The organism is Kitasatospora sp. NBC_00039 (assembly GCF_045160625.1).
In the GTDB taxonomy this organism is placed as follows: domain Bacteria; phylum Actinomycetota; class Actinomycetes; order Streptomycetales; family Streptomycetaceae; genus Kitasatospora.
In genome coordinates this window covers 129,061-153,545 of the sequence record NZ_CP108289.1, presented here as the reverse complement: position 1 = coordinate 153,545, position 24,485 = coordinate 129,061, and the positions used below count along the sequence as shown (strand labels likewise).

At 71.4% G+C, this 24,485-nt stretch carries 29 protein-coding genes and 4 pseudogenes; 14 read left to right on the top strand and 19 right to left on the bottom strand.

The window, feature by feature from the left end:
• Positions 1-24: 24 nt before the first annotated feature.
• Positions 25-300, top strand: a complete 276-nt coding sequence (locus tag OG286_RS00905) for a hypothetical protein (RefSeq protein WP_396325909.1) — start codon at positions 25-27, stop codon at positions 298-300.
• A 420-nt stretch (positions 301-720) separates the two neighbouring features.
• Here the strand turns inward: OG286_RS00905 and OG286_RS00900 are convergent, their stop codons facing one another.
• Positions 721-1,326 carry a TetR/AcrR family transcriptional regulator gene (locus OG286_RS00900; protein ID WP_396325908.1) on the bottom strand — a complete coding sequence of 202 codons (606 nt, stop codon included), beginning with the start codon at positions 1,324-1,326 and terminating at the stop codon, positions 721-723.
• A gap of 95 nt (positions 1,327-1,421) precedes the next feature.
• Between OG286_RS00900 and OG286_RS00895 the strand changes: the two genes are divergently transcribed.
• Together OG286_RS00895 and OG286_RS00890 are read left to right on the top strand one after the other, a co-directional pair.
• The gene (locus OG286_RS00895) at positions 1,422-2,288 is read left to right on the top strand and encodes a methyltransferase domain-containing protein (RefSeq protein ID WP_405363536.1); all 867 of its coding nucleotides are present in this window, start codon (positions 1,422-1,424) and stop codon (positions 2,286-2,288) included.
• 85 nt (positions 2,289-2,373) lie between these two features.
• Positions 2,374-2,804: pseudogene (locus OG286_RS00890) on the top strand (HAD-IC family P-type ATPase); the annotation flags it as partial.
• 458 nt (positions 2,805-3,262) lie between these two features.
• Here the strand turns inward: OG286_RS00890 and OG286_RS00885 are convergent.
• On the bottom strand, positions 3,263-6,013 hold the full coding sequence (locus OG286_RS00885) for a heavy metal translocating P-type ATPase (RefSeq protein WP_396325905.1): 2,751 nt from the start codon (positions 6,011-6,013) through the stop codon (positions 3,263-3,265).
• Between the two features lie 178 nt (positions 6,014-6,191).
• Here OG286_RS00885 and OG286_RS00880 point away from each other — a divergent pair, with 178 nt between their 5' ends.
• The 6 genes from OG286_RS00880 to OG286_RS00855 all read left to right on the top strand — a co-directional run bounded on the left by OG286_RS00880 (position 6,192) and on the right by OG286_RS00855 (position 8,649).
• Positions 6,192-6,464 carry an SHOCT domain-containing protein gene (locus tag OG286_RS00880; protein ID WP_405363908.1) on the top strand — a complete coding sequence of 91 codons (273 nt, stop codon included), beginning with the start codon at positions 6,192-6,194 and terminating at the stop codon, positions 6,462-6,464.
• Positions 6,465-6,514: 50 nt separating this feature from the next.
• Entirely contained in the window at positions 6,515-7,084 is a 570-nt protein-coding gene (locus tag OG286_RS00875) for a methyltransferase family protein (RefSeq protein WP_396325904.1), read from the top strand.
• Positions 7,084-7,206, top strand: coding sequence for a hypothetical protein (locus OG286_RS00870; protein WP_396325903.1), 123 nt, complete (start codon positions 7,084-7,086; stop codon positions 7,204-7,206). The genes OG286_RS00875 and OG286_RS00870 overlap by 1 nt, the downstream gene beginning before the upstream one ends.
• Before the next feature lie 54 nt (positions 7,207-7,260).
• A complete protein-coding gene (locus tag OG286_RS00865; RefSeq protein ID WP_396325902.1) occupies positions 7,261-7,515 on the top strand; it encodes a hypothetical protein in 255 nt (84 codons plus the stop codon).
• A gap of 94 nt (positions 7,516-7,609) precedes the next feature.
• Positions 7,610-8,374, top strand: coding sequence for a PspA/IM30 family protein (locus tag OG286_RS00860; protein ID WP_405363910.1), 765 nt, complete (start codon positions 7,610-7,612; stop codon positions 8,372-8,374).
• On the top strand, positions 8,371-8,649 hold the full coding sequence (locus tag OG286_RS00855) for a hypothetical protein (RefSeq protein WP_405363540.1): 279 nt from the start codon (positions 8,371-8,373) through the stop codon (positions 8,647-8,649). The genes OG286_RS00860 and OG286_RS00855 overlap by 4 nt, the downstream gene beginning before the upstream one ends.
• Positions 8,650-8,731: 82 nt before the next feature.
• On the opposite strand, the gene OG286_RS00850 is transcribed toward OG286_RS00855, so the two are convergent.
• From OG286_RS00850 to OG286_RS00840, 3 genes are all read right to left on the bottom strand, one after another.
• The gene (locus tag OG286_RS00850) at positions 8,732-9,148 is read right to left on the bottom strand and encodes a hypothetical protein (RefSeq protein WP_405363542.1); all 417 of its coding nucleotides are present in this window, start codon (positions 9,146-9,148) and stop codon (positions 8,732-8,734) included.
• 52 nt (positions 9,149-9,200) lie between these two features.
• The gene (locus OG286_RS00845) at positions 9,201-9,713 is read right to left on the bottom strand and encodes a hypothetical protein (RefSeq protein ID WP_405363544.1); all 513 of its coding nucleotides are present in this window, start codon (positions 9,711-9,713) and stop codon (positions 9,201-9,203) included.
• 365 nt (positions 9,714-10,078) lie between these two features.
• Entirely contained in the window at positions 10,079-10,435 is a 357-nt protein-coding gene (locus tag OG286_RS00840) for a zinc ribbon domain-containing protein YjdM (protein WP_396325897.1), read from the bottom strand.
• A 326-nt stretch (positions 10,436-10,761) separates the two neighbouring features.
• Between OG286_RS00840 and OG286_RS00835 the strand changes: the two genes are divergently transcribed.
• On the top strand, positions 10,762-11,352 hold the full coding sequence (locus OG286_RS00835; protein ID WP_405363546.1) for a carbonic anhydrase: 591 nt from the start codon (positions 10,762-10,764) through the stop codon (positions 11,350-11,352).
• A gap of 25 nt (positions 11,353-11,377) precedes the next feature.
• On the opposite strand, the gene OG286_RS00830 is transcribed toward OG286_RS00835, so the two are convergent.
• From OG286_RS00830 to OG286_RS00790, 9 genes are all read right to left on the bottom strand, one after another.
• Positions 11,378-11,758 (bottom strand): ArsR/SmtB family transcription factor, encoded by a 381-nt coding sequence (locus tag OG286_RS00830; RefSeq protein WP_405363548.1) that lies wholly within the window; start codon positions 11,756-11,758, stop codon positions 11,378-11,380.
• 81 nt (positions 11,759-11,839) lie between these two features.
• Positions 11,840-12,181, bottom strand: a complete 342-nt coding sequence (locus tag OG286_RS00825; protein ID WP_396325917.1) for a hypothetical protein — start codon at positions 12,179-12,181, stop codon at positions 11,840-11,842.
• Positions 12,182-13,080: 899 nt separating this feature from the next.
• Positions 13,081-13,416, bottom strand: a complete 336-nt coding sequence (locus OG286_RS00820; protein WP_405363550.1) for a GNAT family N-acetyltransferase — start codon at positions 13,414-13,416, stop codon at positions 13,081-13,083.
• A 466-nt stretch (positions 13,417-13,882) separates the two neighbouring features.
• A complete protein-coding gene (locus OG286_RS00815; RefSeq protein WP_234370884.1) occupies positions 13,883-14,014 on the bottom strand; it encodes a DUF6126 family protein in 132 nt (43 codons plus the stop codon).
• Complete coding sequence (locus OG286_RS00810) at positions 13,995-14,183, bottom strand: hypothetical protein (protein WP_053642479.1); 189 nt, start codon at positions 14,181-14,183, stop codon at positions 13,995-13,997. The genes OG286_RS00815 and OG286_RS00810 overlap by 20 nt, the downstream gene beginning before the upstream one ends.
• Positions 14,184-14,192: 9 nt before the next feature.
• A complete protein-coding gene (locus OG286_RS00805; protein WP_396325893.1) occupies positions 14,193-14,597 on the bottom strand; it encodes an ATP-binding protein in 405 nt (134 codons plus the stop codon).
• A 98-nt stretch (positions 14,598-14,695) separates the two neighbouring features.
• Positions 14,696-16,411, bottom strand: a complete 1,716-nt coding sequence (locus tag OG286_RS00800; RefSeq protein ID WP_396325892.1) for a SulP family inorganic anion transporter — start codon at positions 16,409-16,411, stop codon at positions 14,696-14,698.
• Entirely contained in the window at positions 16,408-16,752 is a 345-nt protein-coding gene (locus tag OG286_RS00795) for an ArsR/SmtB family transcription factor (protein WP_396325891.1), read from the bottom strand. The genes OG286_RS00800 and OG286_RS00795 overlap by 4 nt, the downstream gene beginning before the upstream one ends.
• 3 nt (positions 16,753-16,755) lie before the next feature.
• On the bottom strand, positions 16,756-16,947 hold the full coding sequence (locus tag OG286_RS00790) for a hypothetical protein (RefSeq protein WP_328958930.1): 192 nt from the start codon (positions 16,945-16,947) through the stop codon (positions 16,756-16,758).
• Positions 16,948-17,904: 957 nt separating this feature from the next.
• Between OG286_RS00790 and OG286_RS00785 the strand changes: the two are divergent.
• Positions 17,905-18,144 (top strand): annotated as a pseudogene (locus tag OG286_RS00785) (transposase); the annotation flags it as partial.
• 293 nt (positions 18,145-18,437) lie between these two features.
• Here OG286_RS00785 and OG286_RS00780 read toward each other — a convergent pair.
• Positions 18,438-18,569, bottom strand: a complete 132-nt coding sequence (locus OG286_RS00780; RefSeq protein WP_396325890.1) for a hypothetical protein — start codon at positions 18,567-18,569, stop codon at positions 18,438-18,440.
• The gene (locus OG286_RS00775; RefSeq protein WP_396325889.1) at positions 18,566-19,270 is read right to left on the bottom strand and encodes an alpha/beta hydrolase; all 705 of its coding nucleotides are present in this window, start codon (positions 19,268-19,270) and stop codon (positions 18,566-18,568) included. Before OG286_RS00775 ends, OG286_RS00780 begins: the two co-directional genes overlap by 4 nt.
• Before the next feature lie 206 nt (positions 19,271-19,476).
• Here OG286_RS00775 and OG286_RS00770 point away from each other — a divergent pair, with 206 nt between their 5' ends.
• Positions 19,477-20,544, top strand: coding sequence for an alpha/beta fold hydrolase (locus tag OG286_RS00770; protein ID WP_396325888.1), 1,068 nt, complete (start codon positions 19,477-19,479; stop codon positions 20,542-20,544).
• Between the two features lie 34 nt (positions 20,545-20,578).
• Positions 20,579-20,779: a hypothetical protein gene (locus OG286_RS00765; protein WP_396325887.1), complete on the top strand. Its 201-nt coding sequence runs from the start codon at positions 20,579-20,581 to the stop codon at positions 20,777-20,779.
• A 100-nt stretch (positions 20,780-20,879) separates the two neighbouring features.
• Here OG286_RS00765 and OG286_RS00760 read toward each other — a convergent pair whose 3' ends face one another.
• Both OG286_RS00760 and OG286_RS00755 read right to left on the bottom strand, forming a co-directional pair.
• On the bottom strand, positions 20,880-21,161 hold the full coding sequence (locus OG286_RS00760) for a hypothetical protein (RefSeq protein ID WP_396325886.1): 282 nt from the start codon (positions 21,159-21,161) through the stop codon (positions 20,880-20,882).
• Between the two features lie 364 nt (positions 21,162-21,525).
• Positions 21,526-23,176 (bottom strand): annotated as a pseudogene (locus tag OG286_RS00755) (tannase/feruloyl esterase family alpha/beta hydrolase).
• 241 nt (positions 23,177-23,417) lie between these two features.
• Between OG286_RS00755 and OG286_RS00750 the strand changes: the two are divergent.
• Complete coding sequence (locus tag OG286_RS00750; RefSeq protein WP_396325885.1) at positions 23,418-24,266, top strand: alpha/beta fold hydrolase; 849 nt, start codon at positions 23,418-23,420, stop codon at positions 24,264-24,266.
• Between the two features lie 68 nt (positions 24,267-24,334).
• Here the strand turns inward: OG286_RS00750 and OG286_RS00745 are convergent.
• Positions 24,335-24,454 (bottom strand): annotated as a pseudogene (locus tag OG286_RS00745) (epoxide hydrolase N-terminal domain-containing protein); the annotation flags it as partial.
• Positions 24,455-24,485: the final 31 nt, after the last annotated feature.

The window sequence follows — 24,485 nt, the reverse complement described above, 5'->3', positions numbered from 1 at the left end:
GGCCCGCTCGGTATCGCCGTACTCGTGATCAGCGTCGCCGGATACGCGGGGCTGCGCCAGGTCGCCGCTGGCATGCCCGCCAAGTCCGGCGGCCACCACCACGGCCAGACCGCAGACGAGCACGGCGAGGAAGCGGACGGGCACGACCACCAGCACGACGAGGCCCCGTCGTTGCCGGCCGCCGAGCCGGACACGGCCGCATCGGCGGCGCCGACGGCATCCGCTGCGGCGCCGACTCCCGCCGCCTCGACGGCGTCGCCGAGCGTTCCTCCGCACGGCAGCCCCGGCCACCACCACTGACGGACAGCCGCCCGCGCCGGGGGCCGGCGTCAGTGCTCCCGGCCGCCGCGCGCCGCCCCGCGCCGGTAGCGGTCGGGTCTGCGTCGTAGGCCGCGGCTCAGCCAGGTGTGCCTCAACTCCTGGTTGGCCAGTTAGCCAGTTAGCGAGCCAGTTGGCCGGGCTTCACATCCGGTGTGACCACGGAGTTAGCCGCAACAGTTATGTGGGACCTGGCCACGAGGATTGGAACCAGGGCTTGGAAGCCAGTCGGGATGACCACACCGCTGGCAGTCGCCGAACGACGCATCGCGCATCTCGAAGCCGGCCTGATCGACACCGGCCCACCGGCCGGATCCGAGATGAACCCACGGCGCTGGCCGGGCCGTCTTACGATGCCCAGTCCCATGCTGCGCGAACGTCCGGGCGCACCCGGGCCGCCGTTCAAGCGGAGAGATCGGGATCAGGTGTGGCGACAAGCGCGGCGACGAGGCGGCTGAGCAGTTGGGGGTTGTCCTCGGACTGGGCGCTGCCGTGCATGAGCAGGTGGTGGACCGTTCCCGCGAGGGCGAGCGCGAGCATCGCGCAGTCGGCGTGCGCGGCGACCCGCCCGAGTCGCTGTTCGGCCTCCAGGTAGCGGGCGAGCGCGCCCTCGACCGCGCTCGGGCCGGGAGCGCCGGCCTTCCACGCCTGCCTCACCCGCTGCACGACGCCCTGGCGGGACATCGCCGCCGCCGTGATCGCCGGGCCGTTGGCACCGAGCAGGGCGAGCGCGGCGCGGGTCAGGTTCTCCCGCACGTCGCCGCGTCCGGCCTTCTCGGGTAGGGGGTCGACCTCGGCGGCGATCCGCTCGAACCGGTCCAGGACGAGCTGGGCGACGAAGTCGTCGAGGTCGGCGAAGTGGTTGTACAGCAGGCCCTTCGCGCAGTCCGCCTCCTCGGTGACGGCACGGTTGGTCAGCCCGGCAGTCCCCTCTCGGGCGAGGACGCGTTCGGCTGCTGCGAAGAGCCGTTCCCGTACGTCGGGGATGGCTACGCCGCGTGGTGACATCAGGTTCTCCGGATCGGGGGCTTGCGCGCATGGGCGTCTGCCCATACTTTCATATGGGCAGACGCCCATACTAGCTTTCCGACAGGAGCGACACCATGCGCCAGCTCGTCAACTCCCAGCAGTTCGAGGCATGGAACGGGGAGGAGGGCCGGCACTGGAGCGATCACGACGACCGATGGAACGCGGTGAACGAGGGGTTCAACCCGCTGCTGCTGGGGGCGGCCGCGATCGACCCGCAGGAGCGCGTGCTGGACGTGGGCTGCGGCGCCGGCCAGACCACCCGGCTCGCCGCCAGGGCCGCCGCCGGAGGCTCGGTCCTGGGCCTCGACCTCTCCGGCCCGATGCTCGCCCGCGCCCGCGCGCTGGCGGCGGAGGAGTGCCTGGAGCGGATCGCGTTCGAGCAGGGTGACGCCCAGGTCCACCCGCTGCCGACCGCCGGGTTCGACGTGGCGATCAGCCGCTTCGGGATCATGTTCTTCGAGGACCCGGTTGCCGCGTTCGGCAACATCGCGCGGGCCCTTCGCCCCGGCGGCCGGATCGCCTTCGTCTGCATGGCCGACCCGGCTCGCACCGACTGGGTGCACGTGTTCGAAGCGGTGCGTTCCACCCTGCCGCTTCCGCCGCAGGACGGCAGCACACCCTCCGGCCCCGGCATGTTCTCGCTCGCCGACCCCACGGTGATCCGCCAGGTCCTGGGCGCGGCCACCTTCACCGATGTGCGCATCGAACCCGTCGAGGCCCCCGGACGATTCGGCCGGAATATCGAGGACGCCGCCGACCACCTGCTCGGATCGGGGCCCGTCCGGCACCTGGCAAACCTCCTCGACCCCGCCGGCAGCGACGAGCGGACCGGCGCCAGCCGGATGCGGGCTGCACTGACCACCGCCCTGGCCGGATACGAGCAGTCGACGGGCGTTCATCTTCGCACCGCCGCCTGGCTGGTTACTGCCACCCGCCCGTAGTCCCCCACAGCCCCGACCGAGCGGACACCTCGTGCAATCAAGACGGGAGCGGTGGGTCGATCAGCTACGGCCCGGACCTGGCCGGGGCCTGACCCCAATCCTCCTGACCGGCGACAACCGGGCCGTCGCCGAAGCGGTCGCCGCCGAGGTCGGCATCCCGGCCGAGCAGGTCATCGCCGGGTGCTCCCCGAGGACAAGGTCGCCACCATCCGGCGTCTGCAAGCCGAAGGCCGCACCGTCGCCATGGTCGGCGACGGCGTCAACGACGCCGCCGCCATCGAAGCCAGCGACCTCACCCTGGTGAGCGGCAACCTGCGCGCGGCTGCCGACGCCGTCCGCCTCTCCCCCCGCACCCTGGCCACCATCAAGTCCAACCTGTTCTGGGGCTTCGGCAACAACATCGCCGCCCTGCCGCTGGCCGCCGCCGGACTGCTCAACCCGATGATCGCCGGCGCCGCCATGGCCTTCTCCTCCGTCTTCTTCGTCGGCAACAGCCTCCGGCTGCGAGGCTTCCAGCCACGCGCGCCTGCCGTCCTTGCAACCTCGTTCGGCCTGTCCTTCGGCATCGGCATGCTCAGCGGCGGCATGCAGCACTTCGAGGACTTCCCCGACCGCGCGGCCGTGCTCATCCCGGCCGGCCTCCTGCTGTCCTTCGTCGCCTTCACCCTCAAGGAGGCCCGCCGCCCGCTGCGCCGGATCTTCAGCCTCCTCGGCGCGGTCGTCCTCGTCCTCAGCGCGGCCGGGTACGTGGGCCTGCAGCAGGTCGCGGCCGGCACACCCGCCGAAGGCGGCCACGACGACGGCGCCGACGGGCACGGCCACCCGCAGGAGGAAAGCCCCGCCGCCCCGGCGGCGGATCCGAGCGCCCCGCCGGCCGCCACGCCCGCCCCGCCCGCCGGCGGGGCCTCCAAGCCCGCGGCACCCGCCGAGTCGCCGCACGGCAGCGCCGGCCACAAGCACTGACCGTCTGGCGGTCAGTCATCGGTTTCGCCGCGCGCCGGATCGTGTCCGGTGTACCGGCCGGGCTCGGCGTCGTACGCCGCGGCACACCCGGAGGAGCAGAAGAACATCTGGCCGCCGGGCGCCTCGCGGGTCTCGGCGGCGGCGCTGGGGTCGATGGCCATGCCGCACACGGGGTCCGTGACCGTCCCGGGTGCGGCAGCAGCTGGCGGCCGCACGTCGCGGCGATCGTTGGGAACCTCCACCCGCGGTTCGACCGCTTCGACGGTCGCGGGCATCGCGGTGGGCAGGGGCTCGGAGCGCCATCGGCGCAGCCGGTTGGAGTTGGTGACCACGGACAGCGAGGACAGGGCCATCGCGGCGGCCGCGATGATCGGGCTGAGGCGGATGCCCCACAGCGGGTAGAGGACGCCGGCGGCGATCGGGATGCCGACGGCGTTGTAGACGAGAGCGAAGAACAGGTTCTGACGGATGTTGCGCATGGTGGCGCGGGAGAGCCGGATTGCGGTGACCACCCCCGACAGCGAGCCGGAGATGAGCGTGACGTCGGCGGCCTCGATCGCCACGTCGGTACCGGTGCCGATCGCCAGTCCCACGTCGGCGGCGGCGAGCGCCGGGGCGTCGTTGATGCCGTCGCCGACCATGCCGACCGTGCGGTCCTCCGCCTGGAGCCGGCGGATCTCGTCGGCCTTATGCTCGGGCAGGACCTCGGCCAGCACCCGGCCGATGCCGACCTCGGCCGCGATGGCGGCGGCAGTGCGCCGGTTGTCACCGGTCAGCATCACCACGTCGACGCCCAGCTGCCGCAGTGCGGTGATCGCCTGGGCGGAATCCGGCTTGACGGTGTCGGCGACGGCCAGCCCCCCCGCCGGCCGCCCGTCCACAGCCGCAAGAACGGGGGTCTTGCCCTGGGCGGAGAGGTCCGAGGCGATCTCCTCCAGGTCCGCGGTGTCCATGCCGACGTCGGCGAGGAGACGCCGGCTGCCGACCAGCACCGCATGCCCGTCCACGGTGGCCTGCACGCCCTTGCCGGTGACCGAGTCGAACACGGTGGATTCCGGGACGATCAGGCCGCGCTCGCGGGCACCGGCCACGATGGCGGCGGCCAACGGGTGCTCGCTGGGTGCCTCCGCGCCGGCGACCAGCCGCAGCAGTTCGTTCTCGACGAGGTCTCCGACGACGTGGGTGTCGGTGAGGACGGGCATACCGGCCGTGACGGTGCCGGTCTTGTCGAGGACCACAGTGTCGATCTTGTGTGCGGTCTCCAGCGCCTCGGCGGAGCGGATCAGGATGCCCGCCTGGGCGCCCTTGCCCGTGCCCACCATGATCGACAGCGGGGTGGCCAGCCCGAGTGCGCACGGGCAGGCGATGATCAGCACGGCCACCGCCGACACCAGCGCGAGCGTGAATGCCGGGGACGGTCCGACCGTGAACCAGATCGCGAACGTGGCGGTCGCGATAGTGATCACCGCCGGAACGAAGTACGCGGACACCGCGTCGGCGAGCCGCTGGATCGGCGCCTTGGACGCCTGGGCCTGCCGGACCAGGCGGATGATCTGCGCGAGCATCGTGTCCGCGCCGACCTTGCTCGCCCGCACCCGCAGCGATCCCGTGCCATTGACGGTCGCGCCAATCACCGTGTCCCCGGCGTGCTTGGTGACGGGCATCGGCTCGCCGGTGACCATCGACTCGTCCACCGCCGACGAGCCGGAGACCACCTCGGCGTCCACCGGCACCTTCTCGCCCGGCCGGATGATCACCTCGTCGCCGACCGTCACGTCCTCGACGGGGATCTCCGTCTCCACGCCGCCGCGCACCACGCGGGCAGTACGGGCCTGGAGGCCGAGCAAGGCACGGATCGCCTCGCCCGTGCCGGCCTTGGCCCGGGCCTCCAGGAGGCGTCCGAGCAGGATCAGGGTGAGGATCACCCCGACCGCCTCGAAGTACACCTCCCGCACGTCCATCGGCAGCGCGCTCGGTACGAGCGTGACCAGCAGGCTGTAGCCGTACGCGGCGCTGGTGCCCAGCGTGATCAGCGAGTTCATGTCCGCACCGCGATGACGCAGGGTCAGCCAGCCGGTCGAGTGGATCGGCCAGCCGGTGTAGAACATCACCGGGGTGATCAGCGCCAGCTGCAGCCAATGGTTCAGCATCCAGCCGGGCAACCAGTCCGCGCCGAACAGCTCGTGCGCCATCACCGCGAACAGCACCGGCGCCGTGAGCACTGCACCGACGACGACCCGACGGGTCAGGTCCTTGATCTCCACCTGGCGCTCGGCCGCCTCCGCGTCCTCCTCCGCGGCGGCCGCTGTGGGGACCGGGCCCGTCTCCGCCGTCCTGTCCTTCGCAGGCTCGGCGGCGGGCGCCACCAGGGGAGGGCTACCGTCGCCGTCAGGTTCGACGAGGAGCGTTCCGTGGATCATGTTCATTCCGCAGGCGAAACCGAACGAGCCCGCCTGCGCCGGCACGAACGTGACGGTGGTGCGCTTGAACGCCGGCAGCGCCGCACTCACCCGCAGGTCCGGGAAGACGACCCGGGAGGTGCACTCGCCGCTCTCCTGCCGGTCGAAGACCAGCTCCGCGGGCACGCCCTGGCGCAGGCGGATGACATCCGGCCGGTAGCCGCCGCGCACCGTCACGTCCACCCGCTGCGCCCGGCCCTCCAGCCGTGCGGCATGGATGCGGCGCGGGCCGAGGAAGAACCAGCCCAGACCGGCGGTCAGGGCGACGGCGACCACGACCACCACCGCGTCGGCGACACCCATGACGCTCCACCTCCGGCCCGGCTTGGTCCTTCCACTGTCGCTCTCCCCTTCGCCCGTGGGGAAGGGGCCCTTCGGAGTGACGGCCCGGGCCTGCCGCTGGCTCAAGGAGGAGAGTGAAGCTGAGGCCGAAGCAACAGCCCCGGCCGGCAGAGGACGAGAACGTGGGGAGGTGACCGTGATGATGTACTGGAACGACCACGGTATGAGCGGCTGGGGCTGGTTCGGGATGAGCCTGACCATGCTGCTCTTCACGGCGCTGATCATCGGAGGCGGCGTGCTGCTGTTCCGGGCGCTGGACCGCTCGAACATCCACCCGACGCCACCGGCACCGCCCGCCCGTCCCGCGCTTACGGCCGAGCAACTGCTCGGCGAGCGGTTCGCCCGCGGCGAGATCGAGGACGAGGAGTACCGCAAGCGCCTGGGCGCCCTGCGTGACACCGCCAGACCATGAGCACACACGCCGAACAGCGGTGTGCGGCTCGCGGACCTTGGGAGCCCGCCATGACGAACAAAGAACCCCTGTTCACCGAGATGTACGGCATCCCGCTCACCATCTACCTGCTGGGCAGCTGGCTCGGCTCCAGCTTCCCGCTACTCAAGGACACCCACGCCGGCCGGCACCTGTGGAACGACCTCGTCGGCTGGACCGGCGACCGGCACCTGAGCCCCTTCCACCTGGCCAGCTACGTGGCCATCGGCGCCGGGTTCTGGCTGATCGCCGCCGCATGGCGGGTGCTGCACCAAGCCGCCCAGCGCCACCGCCTGGCGACCACCGGCCCCTACGCGCGGGTGCGGCACCCGCAGTACGACGGCTTCCTGCTGCAGTGGCCCACCATCCCCACCCTCGCCATGTTCCCGATCCTCGTGTACGTCTACGCGCGCCTCGCCCGCAGCGAAGAACGGGAAGTCGCCGCCGAGTTCGGCCCCGCCTGGGACACCTACGCGGCCCGCACACCGGCGTTCTGGCCCCGCCCGCGCCGCCACAGCACTCCACCCGGACACGGCACCACAAAAGACGCCTCCGATCTTCGAGGCCGCCCGCGCCAGCCGCACACCCACGGGAGCACCTGATGGCCTCCATGCCCGGCATCGTGCAGGCCGCGATCGTGTCCGGGGTCCTCCTCGGGATCACGATCCTGCTGGCCGTCCTCGCCCGCGCGGACCGCCACCGACGCGGCCCGCGACCGAGGTGACCGCTCGTGAACACCGCACCTCTGACCGCTGTCTGAACGCTCATCGCCGTTCAGGTGCTGACAGCCACCGCCTCGGCCGTCCACCTGACACAGCGCCACCAGCGCGACGCCGCCTCGTTCCCGCGTGCGGTTCACCCCACCGCCCCACTCCTCCTCGTGACGTGTCTGCTTCCCCTCGCCGCGCTGCTCCCGGCCGACGCGCCGACGGCCGCCGGGGGACTGTGGGGCGCCGCCGTGATCGCGGCCGCGCTCATCCATGGCGCAGCCGACGCCTACCGCGACATCCGTCCCCGCATCGCCAGGACCTGAGCGTACGGGGCCGGCGCCGTGAGCCCGCGGGTTGCCAAGGCGAACTCCCGCCCACCATGCCGGCCGAAACGAAGGCGGTCACCATGACCACATCATCAAACGCATCACCGCTCTGTTCCACATCAAGGCCAACAAGGCACTCGACAAGGCCGAGGATCCGCGCGAGGTCCTGGACTACTCCTACGAGCAGCAGCTCCAGATGCTGCAGAAGGTCCGCCGAGGGCTGGCCGACGTGGCGACCAGCCGCAAACGCCTCCAACTCCAGGTGACCCAGTTGCACCAGTCCAGCGACAAGCTCCAGACCCAGGCGCAGCAGGCGCTCGCCGCGGGTCGGGAGGACCTGGCCCGGGAGGCGCTCACCCGCCGCACGACCGCGGCCGCGCAGATCACCGATCTGCAGGGGCAGGAGGCGTCGTTGCAGGAGCAGGAGGAGAAGCTCACCGTCGCGTTGCAGCGTTTGCAGGCGAAGGTGGAGGCTTTCCGTACCCGTAAGGAGACGATCAAGGCGACGTACACCGCGGCGGAGGCTCAGACCCGGATCACCGAGGCTGTTACCGGCATCGGTGAGGAGATGGGCGATGTGGGCATGGCCATGCAGCGGGCGCAGGACAAGACCGAGCAGTTGCAGGCCCGGGCCGGTGCGCTGGACGAGTTGATCGCCTCCGGCGCGCTGGAGGACGCCACCTTGCCGGCCGGGCGCGACGACATCCAGGCGGAGCTCGACGCCGCCGGCGCGGGCAGCGAAGTGGAGCTGGAGCTGGCCCGGATGAAGGAGGAGCTCCCGGGCGCTTCCGCCCCACCGGCCGTCGAGGCGGGCAAGAGCGGGCAGGCACCGCCGGAGCAGGGGGCGACATCGTGATCATGCGGATTCTCGGCGAGGGCCAGTACGAGATCGCCGACCAGCACCTCCAGGACCTCAACGAGCTGGATTCGGCCCTGCAAGCGGCCGTCGACCAAGGCGACGAAGCGGCGTTCGCCACCGCCCTGTCGGCCCTGCTGAGCGCGGTGCGCAGGCTTGGCACGCCGCTGCCCGACGAGGTGCTCAAGCCCTCCGACCTGGTGCTGCCCGACGAGGGCACCAGCCTGAGCCAGGTGCGGATCCTGCTTTCCGACGAGGGCCTGATCCCGGGGTGATGGCCATGCGCAGCCGCTTCGCGCCCGACCGGCAGCTCACCGCCCGGATGCTGGTCACGATGTTCCTGCTCCGGGTGTTGCGTCAGCGCCTCATGACGTTGGGCAGCTCGAAGGACAGCAGGCTCCCCATGAAGTAGGTACGCAGACTGGCCTTCTTCGTCGGGTCCCAGCTACGCAGGCCGTACTCGCCGTTGAACCACGAGGTGTCCGCATCGATCACCGCGTCCACCGATAGCTGGTCACGCAGGTCGCGATTCCGGCGGAGCATCTCCAGCTCGGTGGGCCATAGCCCCGACCGCGGACAGCGCTCGCCGATCACCCCGCTGCGCATCATGCCCGCCAAGGCACGCACCGCGTAGGCCCACAGACGCTCGCGCATCAGCTCGTAACGGGGCCCTGCGAAGCCGTCGGCCTGGACGGCAAGGTACAGCTCTGCATCCGCGTGGAGGTCCTCAGGGTCGGCTTCGAAGTCCCCCGACTTCATGATCACTTCAGTCATTCTTGGCAGCACCATCTCTCGCACTTGGAGGTTCTAGTAGGGGACTTCTATGTCAGGAAATCGCCAGGACCCTACAAAGTGCTCGAAACTTTCGCCGCCAGATGCCTGATACCGCTATGACCTGCGAAAACATCGGAGATGTAGTGATGTGATGCTCAGCTTCCCTGCCTCCGCTGCCCGCCCGGTCAGGCTGGCCGGTGCTGACCAGACCCGCCCCGGTCAGCTCCGCGGCCTTCGCCGCCTCCCGCTGCGCCATGGTTCGTGTCGCAGGGTCGTACTGGGGCCGCGGCGCCCCGCCGCGCGGATCCGCAACACCGGACTCGACCTCCCGCACGTGCCGCTCCCAGGCCAGGGCCTGGTCCCGGACCTGATCGGGGAGCGCGTCCAGGAGCGCCAGCGGCGCCACCATGGGCCGATCAGCTCCCACGACCTCGAAGCCGGGATCGGTGACGAGGTGGGGGAGCGACACGGCGGCGACCGCGCCCGTTCCCGCCTCCAGCAGCCGCGCACCGGCCCCTTCCAGGACAGCGACGGGAGCGCAAGACCCGCCGGCCGCCATCGCCAAGAAGATCGAGTGATCCCCACCCGTACCCACACGACGCCCGGCGAACAGGCCGCCGGCGCCCAGGCCTTGGCCGCCCGGCTGAACAAGCCCCTGCGCACCGTTGGTGGTTGCGGTTCCGGGGTCGCGATGGGGGTCTTGTGCGGTTCCGGCGAAGCCGCCCGACGACCATGAGATGGCGATCCTCGCGTCGGAGTGGCGGCGGCACCGGGGTGCCCCGAGCGTTTAAGTATTGTGACGGTGCGGGTCCGTCGGGTTGCTCGGTTGCTCGGCGAGGCGGGTTTGCCGCCCCGCGGAGGCCCTCCAGCGCTCCCGCGACCGCCCGGTGGCGAGCCGTGTGAGGTCGTCACGGGGCGATCGGCAAAGTCTCAGGCCTTCTTGACGACGCTCGACTTGAGCTGCATGGGGCCGAAGCCGTCGATCTTGCAGTCGATGTCGTGGCCGTCGACGCCGTCGACGAGGCGGATGTTGCGGACCTTGGTACCGGCCTTGATGCCCGAGGGGCTGCCCTTGACCTTGAGGGCCTTGACGACGGTCACGGTGTCGCCGTCGCTGAGTACGTTGCCGACCGAGTCCTTGATGACCCGCTCGCCGGGCGTACCTGTGTCGGCGCTTCCTTCGGCGGGCGCCCATTCGTTGCCGCACTCGGGGCAGATCATCAACGCGTTCATCTCGTAGGTGTACTCGCTGGAGCACTTCGGACAGGCGGGCAGGTTGTCGCTCATAGGGCCAGGATATCCGAGCGCCCGCTTCGCCCCTCGGTTGTTCACCGCGCGTATTCGCAGGTGGGAGCGGGTACTGGGGGAGATGATCGCGGGCGCGACCGGATCGCGCTCGTGCCCGCGCGGCCGTCCCCGGTGGCCCTGGCCCGGAGTCGGCGCCGGACGGTGCACGGAGGAAGCAGGAGTATGGTGATGCGCCGTCATATAGGGCTTATGCCAGGGAGAGTAGGGCGCCTGATGGATCGGCGAACTGTGCTTCGGGCGGGTGTGGTCACCGCGGCGTACTCGCGCTGCCGGCTCCGGCCGCGGCGGCGCCGCTGCCCGCGGGCATGCCCGCACAGGCGTTGGCCAGGCTGCGGGCGGGCAACGAGCGGTGGTCCTGCGATCGGGCCGCCCGTCCGGATGCGGGCGCCGCCCGCCGCGTCGAGCTGGCCGTGGGCCAGGAGCCGTTCGCAGTGGTGTTCTCGTGCATCGACTCCCGGGTGCCGCCGGAGCTGACCTTCGACCAGGGCCTGGGCGACCTGATGGTGATCCGCACCGCCGGCCACACCCACGATTCGCTGGTGGCCGGCAGCCTGGAGTACGGGCCCGCCGAGCTGGAGACCCCGCTCCTGGTGGTCCTGGGGCATCAGCACTGCGGGGCGGTGACCATCGCCGTCGAGTGCTTCCGCGACGGCCGACAGCTGCCCGGTCACCTGGCCGACATCGCCCACGACCTGCGCTGCCCCTACGACGAGGCCCTGCGCCTCGGCGTGGCGCCGGGCGACCTGGTCGAGACCACCATCCACGCCCAGACCCGGCAGACCGTGGCCGCGCTGCACCACGACCGGCTGCTGCGTCCGCTGGTCGCGGCCGGAAGGCTGCAGGTGGTCGGCGCGTACTACAGCCTGGACTCCGGCCGGGTCACCTTCTTCGACTGACCGGCGCGCCGTCGCCGCGGGGCGCTCAGTCGCGGGGCGGGGGACCCTTTTCGGGGCGCAGGTCTTCGAGGAGCCCGGCGCGGTCGGTCAGCAGGGCGGTGAGAATGGAGCGGGCGACGGTGAGGAGTTCGCCGATCTCGGGGCTGGTGAGCCGGTAGAGGACGGAGGTGCCCTCGCGCCGGGACGTGACGACGCCGGTGCGGCGCAGGATGGCGAGCTGCTGGGACAGGTGGGCCGCCTCGACGCCGACTTCCGGGAGGAGCTCGGCGACGGCGTGCTCGCGTTCGCTGAGGAGTTCCAGGACGCGGATGCGCACGGGGTGGCCGAGGGTTTTGAAGAACTCGGCCTTGTGCTGGTAGAGCGGCACGGCGGTGACGGAGGGCTGTCGCGGACTGTCGGCGGCCATGGGGTTCACCGCCCCCGTCGGCTGGTGGGTGGGCTGGTCATCATCGCTTCAGACTCTAGCAACGCCGGGAAAGCGCCCTGGTCAGTGCGGGGCGAGGGCGGCCAGCGCCGTGTCGGTGTCGGGATACAGGCGCAGGACGCCCAGGTCGTGGGCGGTGGCGAGCAGCGGCGCGCCCCGTCCGGCGAGGCCGCACACGGCCAGGAGGCCGTGGTCGGCGCCGAGGCGGCCGGCGGCGTTGACGATCGCGGCCTCGCCCTCGCCGTTCCAGCCTTGGAGTGCGGCGAGGTCGATGACCATCGCTTCGGTGCAGCGGGCGCCGCTCCAGTCGACGGCGCCAGCCAGGCGGTGCGCCACGCTCTCGCCGAGGAATCCGGACAGGTGCAGCACGCCGATGTCGCCGGTTCGCTCCAGGTCCCATTGCATGCTCACCGCCACCTCTTTTCAGCACACCCGAGGTGGCGGTGAGCACCAGCGAGGCCCCGACGACCCATCAGGGGCAGGGGGCCGGGATGCCCGCCCGGTGTGTGCCGGTGCCGCCCAGCTGCCGGCGGACGCCACAAGTCGTCCGCCGCCGCCACGAACGGAGCAGGCAGCACCCGCGCACGCCGGTGCGTTGCAACACGCATCCTGATCCCCTTCCTCGCTGTTGCCAATATTAGCAACTGCTAAGCTCTGCAATGTGCAGGTTGCCGGAAGCGCCTGTCACACAGTGGCCGCCCCGGAACCGACGCCGGGGCGGCCATCTCGGCGTGGGCCGGAGTGAATGGGGCGCCCCGGCCCAGGCTGCCCATCCCGAGCAGGCGGGGTGTCCCGCGGGTGGGGGCGGGAGCCCAGCGGGTCCAGGTGCCGCGTGCAGGCCCCGATGACTGACCGCCTGCGATGGTAGGCACGTTGGGCCGCATGGCGGCAGGAGCGGTTCGTCGCCCCGGACCTGGCCGTGAGCAGGCTCTACGGCCGCATCAGGCCGGTCAGGCGGTGCGCCCAGCTCCTGGAGTTCTGTCGCTGCCTGGGGTCCTCTGCCCGCCCGACATCCGTATCGCGATCGTGGCCGACGGCTTCTCCCGCACCTGGCCACGAAGAGATGCCAGCGGGTCGGCACCCGGGCGGCGGCGAACAGCATCGAGATCGCCTGCACGCCGACCATCAGCTCCCGGCCCTACCGGATCGAGGCCCGGTTCACCGTCCTGCGCTACGTCACCCTCGACCACGCAGGCCACAAGGAGCAGGGCAGCATGATCCGCCGCTGCACCATCCGGCGAAACCGCCGCGCCGACGACCGGCGCCTACGCGCCCTCGTCCACAGGGCGAAAGCCGCCTGAACCTCAGCCGAGCCTCTTGAGCGTCTTGACCGAGGCCGTCTCGTAGCCGAGCGACTCGTACAGGCCGCGCGCACCGGTGTTGAACCCGAAGACACTGAGGCCGAGCGTATGAGCGCCCTGCGCCCGGGCGTATTCCTCGCCGAGGACCATGGCCATGCGCCCGAAGCCCCGACCGCGCTCGTCGGCGTCGATCGCGATGTCCCAGACCCACCAGGCGCCGGCGTCGTCGCTCGTGCCCGGTCCGATCCAGAGGTAGCCGACGGCTGCCCCGGTGCCATCGACCACGTCGAGGACCACGTGCCCCGGGCGCGGTGCACCGGAGGGAAAAGAGTGAGCCATGCTTTCGTCCGCATGCCGGTAGGCGTCCTCCGGAGTCTGCCCCATGGTGACAAGGTCATTGGCGTACTCGTCGCGACTGCGCTCAAGCCAGGTAGGGAAAGAGCCGTACATCCAAGGGGCGAAGGATTACAGACATTGGATCAGCCTCCCACGGCGCCCACATTGGAGCGGTCTCGCCCCCGCCCATCGGCCACGAGAGAGCGCCGCAGGGCAGGCATCGCCCGCTACGGCACCAGTGCCGGATTCCTTGAGGGCGGTACCCAAATCGGCGGCGGAGCTGCCGGGCTGGCGGGGCGGGCTAGCTGGACGAAGACATCGAGCACTTGCCGCACCTCCCCCCCAAGCAGGTGACGACCTACCACCTCACCCGGCATCGAGCCGGACCTGCGTGCTCGATGCCCGAGGTCGGCGGCGTGCACTGGGGTGTGCGGCGGGTTGAGGCGGGCAGCCGGCAGGGTGGGTGTGGTCAGTGGCGGTTGCCGAGGGCGAAGAGCAGGATGACGAAGCCGGCGAACAGGTGCGTGCCGGCGATGTAGATCGAGGCGCGGACCAGCATGGCCTTGCGGCGCTTCTTCTCGTCACTGCTGGCCGAGCTCATCGGTACTCCTCGGGGTGTGTGCGGGGGCCGGCCGGGGCCGGGGGCGAATGTGCAGGCGCCGGCCGGTGAGGGCCGCGCGGGCGAGGTGTTCGCGCAGCTGTGCCGTATCGGCGGTGACGGGCGGGTGGGGCGTTCCGTGGTCGTCGTAGAGGGTGATCTCGAAGCGCAAGCGTGCCTCCTACGGCCGGGGTGCGGTGGGCAGCGGGAGCAGGACGCTGATCGTCTTGCCGGGTCCTTGCCGGTCAGGGATTACGGTGAGGTTGCCGTCGAAGTCGGCGGCCAGGCCCGCGACGACGGCAAGGCCCCTGTCGTGTCCGGTGGCCGGCGGGGCGTCGTCGGGTGCGGGGAGTTCGGGGACGCGCGGGTCGTCGTCGCGTACGGCGATCGTGAAGTGGTCCTCGGCCACGAGGGCGGCCAGCGTGGCCCGGACCGAGCGGGTGTGGCGGACGGTGTTGGCGGCGAGTTCGGTGACGACGAGCAGGGCCGCGTCCAGGACGGCCGCTCCGGCGGGCACACCCCGGGCGGTCAGGACGGTGCGAGTGGTGCGTGCGGCCAGGCGGACCATCGTCGGCGCCACCGTCATGGTCAGGGTGTAGACCCCGGTCCCGGGCCTCGCCGCCGCCACGGGCACCGGTACGGGTTCGGGTTCGGGGCGATGGCGGAAGCCGCGCCAACGGCGGGTCACCGCCGGCCCTTTTCCGCCGCGGCGGCCTGTACGCCGGTCAGGTGGCGGCGGGCGTAGCCGATGGCGTCGGGGGTGGCGGCGAAGACCCGGTGTTCGGCGTGCAGGGTGTCGAGCACGCCGAGGGCGTCGAGTGTTCTCAGGTGGTCCTCGCGTGCGCTGGAGACCAGGACGAGGATGTTGCGCCGCTCCAGCTTGGTGATGGCGTCCCCGAGCATGAGGGCGCCGGTGGCGTCGATCGTGCTGACGCGTGACAGGCGCAGGATGACGGCCTTGACGTCGGTGGTCTCGGCGAGTTCGAGGAGGAAGCGGTGGGCGCCGGCGAAGAAGACGGGGCCGTCGATGCGGTAGGCGACGATGTGGTCAGCGAGCAGGGCCTGTTCCTCGGCGTGGTGGTCGGCCGGGGGCAGGCCCTCGTGCAGTGCCACCTTGGTGAGTGCGGCGGAGCGGGCGACCTGGCGCAGGGCCAGCGCGCCGGCGACCAGCAGGCCGAGGACGACGGCGGTGACCAGGTCGAAGGCCAGGGTCGCACCGGCGGTCAGGACCAGGATCGCGGCCTCGCCCCGACCGCTGCGGGCGAGCGCCCGCAGCGAGGCGACCTCGACCATTCGCACGGCGGTGGCGATCAGCACCCCGGCGAGTGCGGGCAGCGGGATACCGGACACGAGCGGGGCGGCGGCGAACACCACCACGGCCAGCACGGCGGCATGGACGAGTGCGGCGAGGCGGGAGGCGGCGCCGGAGCGGACGTTGACCGCGGTGCGGGCGATCGCGCCGGTCGCGGCGACGCCGCCGAACAACGGGATGACGAGGTTCGCTATGCCCTGGCCGAACAGTTCGCGGTCGCTGTCGTGCCGCTCGGAGACGCTCATCGCGTCCGCGGCGGTCGCCGACATCAGCGACTCCAACGCCGCCAGCGCGGCCACGGCCAGCGCGGCGGTGGCCAGGTGCGGGACCTCGCCGAGGTGCAGGAAGGCGAGCGAGGGGGCGGGCAGTCCCGAGGGCAGGTGTCCGATCGTGGCCACGTCCAGGCCGGCCAGGCCCGTCACCAGAGTGGCGGCGGCCACCGCCAGCAGCGAGAACGGGATACCCGGCCGCAGGCGGGCGCCGATCAGCATCACCGCCGCGACCCCGGCCGCCAGAGCGAGTGCGGCCAGGTGCGGGGTGCGCGCGAAGCCGACGACCGCGTCCCAGGCGGCGACCGCGACGTTCTCCGCGCCGGAGGCTTCCACGCCGAGCGCGGCGGGCACCTGCTGGAGGCCGATCACGGCGGCGATGCCCAAGGTGAAACCCTCTACCACCGGAGCCGGCACGTACGCCATGAAGCGTCCGGCCCCGCCGAGCGCGGCGGCGAGCAGCAGCACGCCGGCCAGCAGCCCGACCGTCAGCACCCCGGCGGTGCCGTACTGGTGGACGATCGGGACCAGGACCACGGTCATCGCCCCGGTCGGCCCGCTCACCTGCAAGTTTGAGCCGCCGAAGAACGCGGCCAGCGCGCCGGCCACCACCGCGGTGGCAAGCCCGGCCTCGGCGCCCGCGCCGGAGGCCACGCCGAACCCGAGTGCCAGCGGCAGGGCGACGATCGCCACCGTCAGCCCCGCCAGCAGGTCCTTGCGCGGCGAGCGGCCCATCGTCGCCATCGTCGTCCGGTCCGGCAGTACCGCGCGCAGCCGCAAGCCGGCCCGGCGGGCGTACATCGTGAAGTCCGCGCTCATGCGCCGTGCTGCCGTTGCGGCTCGCGCAGCTCGGCGAGGAGCGTCCCCTGGTCGGTGATCATCTCGGTGAGGATCCGCCGGGCCGCGCGCAGCAGCTCGGCGACATCCGGAGTGCTCAGCGCGTAGACCACGGTATTGCCCTCCCGGGTCGCCGTCACCAGCTGGGTGCGGCGCAGCACGGCGAGCTGCTGGGAGAGGTTCGACGGCTCGACCTCGATCGCGGCCAGCAGCTCGCGCACCGGGCGCGGTCCGTCCTGGAGGAGTTCCAGGACCCTGATCCGCACGGGGTGGCCGAGGGTGCGGAAGAACTCCGCCTTGGCCTGGTACAGCGGCACCGCCATCGTTCAGTCCTCTTCTTCCTCGTCCACGGTGTGCGCCACGGCGATGCCGTGGTGGGCAGCGATCCGCAGCAACTGGGTCACCCGGCCCGCGTACGCCTGGGCGCCGTCCTCGTCGCCGGCCTCCCGCGCCAGGGCGCGCAGCCGCCGGGCCTCGGCCAGTTGCTCACGCAGTTCCTCGTCGAACACGTCGCCCATCGTCACCCTCCCCGGGCCGACCGCCACGGCGGCCGACCGCACTGAACCTCTCCCTACAAGGATGCAGCATCTATGAATGTGAAGAATTCTTCAACTCACGATCAAAGCAAGTTGCAAGCCGTGTGCATCCGGTCGATCACGATCAGTTGCAATCACTCCCGCGTGTGGCTGCGACATCATCCGCGCCACCCACCGCACCCTCGCCGCCACCAACCTCGACACCGAGACGATCGAGGACATCCTGACCACCCTCACCGCCCAGTACCACCTGCTTCGCCCGCTCACCCGCACCAGCGGCGACAGGCTCTTCCTCTCCCTCGTCCTCGACCGCACCCGCGCCAACCTCGCCATGGCCCGCCACCAACTACGCCGCATCGAAACCGAGCTCGACGTGTAAGCCCAGGCCTGGCGATGGCAGGTGCATCAGGACGGACGCCGCCTTGTCCCGATCCCCGGGACGCTGGTACGCCTGCCAGTGGTCGCCCGGCTGGAGCAGATCCACGCGGCGCGGATCCGAACCCTTCCCTCGAGCCCCCCAAGGAACGAAGTCTCCGCCCCCGCGGCGGCAGCTGCTCTCAGGCCACCATGTCGAAGCTCGCCCGCAGCAGCGGCATGGTCCGGTCGAGGTCCGCTGCCGAGCCGATCCGAACCTCCAGGTCCCCGGTCCCGTGGTGCCCGATCCTCGACACGTCCCGGGTGAACCCGGCCTCCAGGGGGACGGACTTCGGGTCTAGTACTCCAGCAGGACTTCGACGTTTTGCCTGATCAGAAGGCTGCGCGGTGAGTGTAGTGGGCTGATGCCCGTCAGGGGCGGTCCCATGAAGACCGCCCCTGACCCATCGTCCGCCCGCTACACTCCCCACTCCCAAGCCGCTGACCAGCGGGAATGGAGAAGTCCTGCTGGAGTACTAGGAGCTGTTCAAGGTTCGGATCTTGTTGCGGTTCGATGGTGGGCTTGTGTCTCTGGTAGAACTCGGGGCTGTGGCGCGTTTTGACGTGACGGATGCCGAGTGGGCCTTGATCGAACCGCATGTGCCGGTGGCTGCCACCGGGCCGTTGCCGCGGCGGGTGAGGGACCAGTTCAACGGAGTGTTGTGGCGGTTTCGCACCGGCAGCGGCTGGCGGGACGTTCCCGAGCGCTACGGGACCTGGACGACCGTCTACTCCCGGTTCCGTGGCTGGGCGGCCTCCGGGTTCTTCCAGGTCCTGATGGACGCGTTGATCGCGGAGGCGGCCTCGCGGGGCAAGGTCGGGTTGGAACTGGTCAGCGTGGACTCGACGATCGTCCGGGCCCACCACGAGTCGTCCGGACTGGCGGTCGCCGGGGAGACCCTGGACGCGCTCGAGCAGGCCCTGACCGAGGAAAAGGGGGATCCGCTGCCGCGGCAGCGGGCCGTGCTGAGGGCACGCGAAGGCGGGGCCGGACGACGCGCTGAGCCGCACCGACGCACGCTGAACCGGACCGACGCGGGCAGGTCTGACGCCCGCGCTCAGCCGGGTGCGGCCACGGCCACGACGCCGTTGGCGGCCAGCCAGGTGAGGGCGTGGTCGGCGACCGAGCGCCAGCCGCTGTCAAACACCCGTGAGTGCCCTCGACCGGCGAACTGCTTCAGATCGGTCACGCGGACGAGTCGCCGTAGCGCTTGTAGGCCGAGCGGGTCACGGCGTCCGGGGCCAGCCGGTCCTCCTGGCCGGACACAAGCAGGAGCGGTCCGCGCGCCGTATTGGCCGTGTCCACGACGGTACCGGCCGGGCCGGCGGGGGTGCGATCAAGTCCGAGGTCCGCGAGCAGCCGGAGCGGGGCCGGGACGGCGTACCGGTCGAAGAGCCTCGTGGCCTCCTCCGCTCCGGCCGTGTTGGCCACGACGGGCCGGAAGCGGGCGCGCGGCAGCTTGCTCGAAGCCCGGGTGCCGGGTCGAGCCGGCCGATCTCGGCGACCACGGCCGGGGCCGGCCGTCGGCACACCGCCGGCCTGCAGCGGCGCGTGGGCGACGGCGGCGCGGCCGAGGCCAGCTCCGAGGAAGTGCTGGGCGATGAGGCCGCCGGCCGAATGCCCGACGAGGACCGGCGGGTTGTCGAAAGTGCGCACGATCGTCTCGTAGTGCGCGGTGAGCGCGGTGAGCCCGAGGTCGCGCAGCGGGCCGGGATCGCGGCGGACCTGCTCGGCGGTGGGGGCCTCACCGGGCCAGCCCGGGACGCACACCGCGTAACCGTGCGATGTGAACCGTTCGGCCCAGCCCTCCCAGGAGGATCTGTGGAACCACGCACCGCGGATGAGGTGACGGGGATTTGCTTCACGGCCAGACCTTGCGATTGCACACACGACGCTCCGCCGGCATCGCGGCGCTCCTTCGAGGATCACCGAGCGGCCGCTCGGCGGAAACAGTCGAATGACTGAATGTGGCGGCCCGGCAGGTACTTCGTGCGTCCGCGAGCGCCTTCGCGCGTCTCGACGTCATGTGACTGATGTGCCGGGCCGGTGGCCGAAGAACAGTGGAGGCATCAACGAGTCTCCGGGAAGGATCAGACATGATCAACAGGCGTACCTTCACCAGGGCGGTCGGTCTCGGCGTGGGGGCCACGGCCGTGTCGGTCGGCGCGGCATCGACCGCGCCCGCCGCCTTCGCCGCCGGTTCCGATCGGCCCGGCCGCCCGGCCCCGGTCATCCCGGCTATCGCCCTGGGCACGCACACCACGTTCACCGAGCTGAAGCGGGTCCAGGCCGGCGTGCTCGACATCGGCTACGCCGAGGCCGGTCCGAAGCACGGACCCGTTGTCATCTGCCTGCACGGCTGGCCCTACGACATCCACAGCTTCGTCGACGTGGCGCCACTGCTGGCGGACGCCGGCTACCGGGTGATCGTGCCGTACCTGCGGGGCCACGGCACCACGAACTTTCTGTCTCCCACGACCGTCCGCACCGGGCAGCAGTCCGCGATCGCCCTCGACGTCATCGCCCTGATGGACGCCCTGAAGATCCGCAAGGCTGTGCTGGCCGGCTTCGACTGGGGTTCGCGGGCCGCCGGCACCATCGCGGCGCTGTGGCCCGAGCGGGTCAAGGCCCTGGTGGCGGTGAGCGGTTACCTCATCGTCAACCTCCCTTCGCAGCAGAACCCGCTGCCGCCGAAGGCCGAGCACACCTGGTGGTACCAGTACTACTTCGCCACTGACCGGGGCCGCGTCGCCATGGAGACCAAGCAGTACCGGCACGACCTGTGCCGGCTGGTGTGGGACGAGGTCTCCCCGACCTGGAAGTTCGACGACGCCACCTTCGAGCGCACCGCCGCGGCGTTCGAGAACCCCGACTACGCCGCCATCGTGATCCACAACTACCGCTGGCGCCTGGGCCTGGCCGACGGAGAGCGCCGCTATGACCGCTACGAGCAGCTGCTCGCGGCCCGGCCGGCCATCACCGTGCCGACCATCGCCCTGGACCCCGCCCTCGACCCGTTCCTGGCCACGACCGACGGCACCGGGTACCGGAAGTTCTTCACCGGCCGGTACGAGCACCGCGTGCTCACCGGCATCGGCCACAATGCGCCGCAGGAGGCGCCGACGGCGTTCGCCCAGGCCGTGGTGGACGCCGATCATCTGTGACCCACAAGCGTGCCGACCGCATGGGGGTGCGGAAGTGAGCGATCCCAGTCCTAACACGCTCGAACAGGCGGCGGAAATCCGCAAGGCCCGATTCGGCGCGCTCCCGGAACGTGTCGCCTTCGAGGACATGGTCGAAGAGAAGGCGGTGCTGCCGGCATATCGGGCGGTGGACGCCTATGACCCCGACGCGCTGGCGGTCAGGTTCTCCTGCCTGGCAGCGGATCTGGGGCTTTGAGCGCAGCGGGTCAGGCATGACCCGGCACCGGATGATCGATGTGGGAGTGTTCGGGTCCGCCCCCAACCGGGGACGGACCCGAACTTGCTACGCACCGATCTCAGACCCGCAACTGAGCCACACCCCGGCGCACCTTCCACACCAGCAAGCCGGCCTGGACCATGAAGAAGACCCCGCCGCCGGTGGCGTAGACGGACAGGACATCCAACGAGGGCTTGTGGCCCGCCGCCTGGATGTCGTAGAAGACGCCCGCGACAGTGGACAGTCCACCGGCGACCAGTATCGGCCGCTGCCTGCCCAGCTCGGGCCCGCGGCGCCGGATGCCGAGGGCCACCTGAGCCGCGCCCGAGACGACGGCCCAGGCGCCGAATACGCCGAGCACCGCGCTCACCTTGTGAGTGGAGACCGCCCACGCCGAGGCCGAGGGCGACGAGTGTGCTCAGGGCCCCGTTGAACGCCGTGACGCGCGGCTCCGGTCCGTCCGGCACCGACAGGTAGTCGACCGCGGACGACACCGCATCGAGCAGCGGGTAGGCGACGAACAGCGTGATCGCCGCAGCGCCGAGCGTGTCATGGGCGTGGGCGAAGGCCAGGGCCCACCAGGACTCCGCGTACGACGTACAGCCTCACCAGCGGGGCGCGTCCGTTGACCTGCGCGTTCGCCGACGCCGAGTTCGACATCACCGTCAATGTGTTCACGACTCTCTCCTCTTCTCTTCAGCAGTCCGTGTTCGGGCCTGAGGGGGTCAGTCGCGCGAGGCCTGGACGCAGCGCAAGCTGCTCGTGGCACTCGGGTCGCCGTGGCCGGTGTAGCGGGAGACCATCGGGTAGCGGCACACGTCGCGGGCGACGGTCCGGCCGGTGGCGGTGGTCAGGGTGGCGTGCAGCACCGCCGGTGCCTTGCCCTGCTCGACCCAGGCGGTCAGTGACGCCAGGTCGTCGACCTTGCCGCCGTCCAGGCCGCAGTGCGAGACCCCCGGTGCCAGGAAGAGCCGGTAGAAGTCGTCGACCTTCTTCGTGCCGCCCATCTTCTCGTCCACGCGCTCGCGGTAGTCGACCGTGCCCGCGGTGGGGATCAGCTGGTCGGCGTCGCCGTGCCAGGTGATCAGCTTGCCGCCGGCGTCGCGGAACGCGGAGAGGTCCGCGTCGCGGGTGCCGATGACCGAGTCGTACTCGGCGCGGGCCTTGCGGAAGATCTCGTCGAACTGCGCGTGGGTGAGGTTCGCGGTGTTGAACGCGGGCTGCTTCTCCACGAACGTGGCGACCCACGTGGCTGGCACGAAGAACGGCGAGCCCGTGGTGACGCCGTTCGTGTCGGTCTTGCTGTCCGCCAGGTGGCGGAAGGCGGCTCCGATCGGCAGGCCGTACCAGAGCCGTTTGCCGTTCACGTCGCGCGGGCCGTCCCAAATCTTGCGGACCACGTCGGCGTCCGCCTCGGTGATGGTGACCTGCTTGCCGTCGCACACGATCTGCCTGCCGATCGGGCGGCGCGGGTCGAAGTCGCACCGCTGCGGGTCGCTGATCAGGCTGTCGACAGCGTCGTCGAGCTTGTCGCAGGCATTGAGGGCGGCCTGGTTGAAGGCGTCGAACTCGCACCCGGTCGGGTAGGTGTGCGCCTCGTTCATCACGACCTGCGGCCACAAGGTGGCGACCTCGAACTGGTTCCAGTCGATGCCCGGCGCCGCGGCGTTGATGCCGTTGAAGTCCTTCGGGTACCGCTGGGCTTCCATGTAGCCCTGGCGGCCGCCGGTGGAGCAGCCGTTCCAGTAGGAGTAGGACACCGCCTTGCCGTAGACATCGGCCACGACCTGCTTGCCGACCAGCGCCATCTCGTGCGCGGAGCGGGATGCGAAGTTGTCCAGGAGCGCGGTGTTGACGTGTCCGGAGGCGTCCAACGTCCAGCTGGTGTCTAGGGCTCCGCCGACGCCGGCGTCGGTCGTGGCGGCGGCGTAGCCCCTTTGAGGGCCGCGGCGAGCCCGGCGCCGCTGGCCCCGGCGGCGTAGCGCTGCCGCCCGCCCCCTGGAAGCGGCCGTTCCAGCCCGCCTGCGGCAGCCAGACGGTGACCTTGGCGTGGTCGTCTGCACCGGGATGGGTCAGGGTGACCGTCACCTCGCAGTGCGCCGGGACGTCCGGCACCGGGAAGCCGCCCAGCGGCGGGCCCCCGGGCACCTGGAAGGTGCCGGTCGGCACCAGGGCGGCGGTCACGGACTCCACTGCGGTGCCCGCCGGGGCCGGGACCGGGACGGCGGCCGGGGCGCAGCCGAAGGACGAGGGGGCGGTGGCGGCTGTGGTGTTCGCGGCGGTGAGCTCCGGGGACGCGCTCACCGGTGTCGACACCGCTGCGGCGGCCACCAGCGGGACGGCGGCCGCGACGATGGTCAGGAACCGGCGTTTCATGATCTCTCCTCGGGATCGGGATCGGCGCCATCACTGTGGCCGCGCGGACGGTGACGGCACATCAGTCAACTGGCGCCGGTCGGCACGGCGCTCGCGGGGCTGGCCGGGGCGGGGAAGCCGGAGTCACATCACCGAGGTGCCGGGTCCGGGCCGCCGACCACAGTGGGGACCGCTGGATCCACCCACCGCGTGATCCGCCAACCGTTGATCCGCCCGTTGTCGAACTCCCTTGGAGAGTCCCATGTTCAGCATTGAGAACGGTCGCCTGCGCCGGATCGCCACCGGTGCCGCCGCCGGGGTCGGCGCGATCGCCCTCGCCCTCGCCGGCACCGCGAGTGCCGCGACCGAGGACTCCGCCGCGGCCGCCGCCGACCGGGGCCCCAAGCCGACCGTCGTGCTGGAGCACGGCGCGTTCGCCGACGGCTCCAGCTGGGACGGCGTGATCGCCAGGCTGCGCCACGACGGCTACCCCGTGGTGGCCGCCGCCAACCCGCTGCGCGGCCCGGCCTCCGACGCCGCCGCGCTGCGCGGCCTGGTCGACCACGTCAAGGGCCCGGTCGTCCTGGTCGGCCACTCCTACGGCGGCTCGGTGATCAGCGAAGCCGCCGTCGGCGAGCCCCGGGTCAAGGCCCTGGTCTACGTCGCCGCGTTCCTGCCCGCGCCGGGCGAGTCCGCGCTGGAGCTCACCGGGAAGTTCCCCGGCTCCACGCTCTCCGGCACGCTGGACCCCGTGCCGTTCACCAACGCCGACGGCAGCACCGGCACCGACCTGTACATCCAGCAGGACAGGTTCCCGGCCCAGTTCGCCGCCGACGTCCCCGCCGACCGGGCCGCACTGGCGGCCGCCTCCCAGCGGCCGATCGCCCAGGCCGCGCTGACCGAGCGGGCCACCGGCGCTGCCTGGCGGACCGTCCCCAGCTGGGACGTCGTGACGACCCAGGACCTCAACATCCCCGTCGCCGCCCAGCGCTTCATGGCCGAGCGCGCCCACGCCCGCACCACCGAGGTGGCCGCATCCCACTCCGTCGCGGTCTCCCACCCCGGTGTGGTGGCGGGCGTCATCGAGCAGGCCGCCCGCGCCACCCGCTGAGCTGCCACGACGCGTGACACACGGTGGTGCGGGGAGGCCTCGACCGAGGCGTCCCCGCACCACCGCTTGCAGCAGCCGGCCGTACGCCCGCTTCTCCTCGCCCGACGGTCGGGCCAGCGGGTGGCCCGGACCCGGCGGCGGAGCTCGTTGAGCTCGCTCTGCGGGACCTTGATGCGGAAGGGGCGGATGTCCGGGCCGGCACGCCGACCGGACGCGGCC

Excerpts from the sequence above, each read along its gene's own strand:
- OG286_RS00795 (WP_396325891.1), bottom strand. The coding sequence starts at position 16,752 with ATGGCGGTGCCGCTGTACCAGGCCAAGGCGGAGTTCTTCCGCACCCTC.
- OG286_RS00850 (WP_405363542.1), bottom strand. The coding sequence starts at position 9,148 with ATGACTGAAGTGATCATGAAGTCGGGGGACTTCGAAGCCGACCCTGAG.
- OG286_RS00835 (WP_405363546.1), top strand. The coding sequence starts at position 10,762 with ATGCCCGCACAGGCGTTGGCCAGGCTGCGGGCGGGCAACGAGCGGTGG.
- OG286_RS00800 (WP_396325892.1), bottom strand. The coding sequence starts at position 16,411 with ATGAGCGCGGACTTCACGATGTACGCCCGCCGGGCCGGCTTGCGGCTG.
- OG286_RS00870 (WP_396325903.1), top strand. The coding sequence starts at position 7,084 with ATGGCCTCCATGCCCGGCATCGTGCAGGCCGCGATCGTGTCCGGGGTC.
- OG286_RS00825 (WP_396325917.1), bottom strand. The coding sequence starts at position 12,181 with ATGCAATGGGACCTGGAGCGAACCGGCGACATCGGCGTGCTGCACCTG.
- OG286_RS00750 (WP_396325885.1), top strand. The coding sequence starts at position 23,418 with ATGTTCAGCATTGAGAACGGTCGCCTGCGCCGGATCGCCACCGGTGCC.
- OG286_RS00840 (WP_396325897.1), bottom strand. The coding sequence starts at position 10,435 with ATGAGCGACAACCTGCCCGCCTGTCCGAAGTGCTCCAGCGAGTACACC.
- OG286_RS00815 (WP_234370884.1), bottom strand. The coding sequence starts at position 14,014 with ATGAGCTCGGCCAGCAGTGACGAGAAGAAGCGCCGCAAGGCCATGCTG.
- OG286_RS00900 (WP_396325908.1), bottom strand. The coding sequence starts at position 1,326 with ATGTCACCACGCGGCGTAGCCATCCCCGACGTACGGGAACGGCTCTTC.
- OG286_RS00820 (WP_405363550.1), bottom strand. The coding sequence starts at position 13,416 with ATGGCTCACTCTTTTCCCTCCGGTGCACCGCGCCCGGGGCACGTGGTC.
- OG286_RS00830 (WP_405363548.1), bottom strand. The coding sequence starts at position 11,758 with ATGGCCGCCGACAGTCCGCGACAGCCCTCCGTCACCGCCGTGCCGCTC.
- OG286_RS00770 (WP_396325888.1), top strand. The coding sequence starts at position 19,477 with ATGATCAACAGGCGTACCTTCACCAGGGCGGTCGGTCTCGGCGTGGGG.
- OG286_RS00885 (WP_396325905.1), bottom strand. The coding sequence starts at position 6,013 with ATGGGTGTCGCCGACGCGGTGGTGGTCGTGGTCGCCGTCGCCCTGACC.
- OG286_RS00790 (WP_328958930.1), bottom strand. The coding sequence starts at position 16,947 with ATGGGCGACGTGTTCGACGAGGAACTGCGTGAGCAACTGGCCGAGGCC.
- OG286_RS00875 (WP_396325904.1), top strand. The coding sequence starts at position 6,515 with ATGACGAACAAAGAACCCCTGTTCACCGAGATGTACGGCATCCCGCTC.
- OG286_RS00895 (WP_405363536.1), top strand. The coding sequence starts at position 1,422 with ATGCGCCAGCTCGTCAACTCCCAGCAGTTCGAGGCATGGAACGGGGAG.
- OG286_RS00805 (WP_396325893.1), bottom strand. The coding sequence starts at position 14,597 with ATGACGGTGGCGCCGACGATGGTCCGCCTGGCCGCACGCACCACTCGC.
- OG286_RS00880 (WP_405363908.1), top strand. The coding sequence starts at position 6,192 with ATGATGTACTGGAACGACCACGGTATGAGCGGCTGGGGCTGGTTCGGG.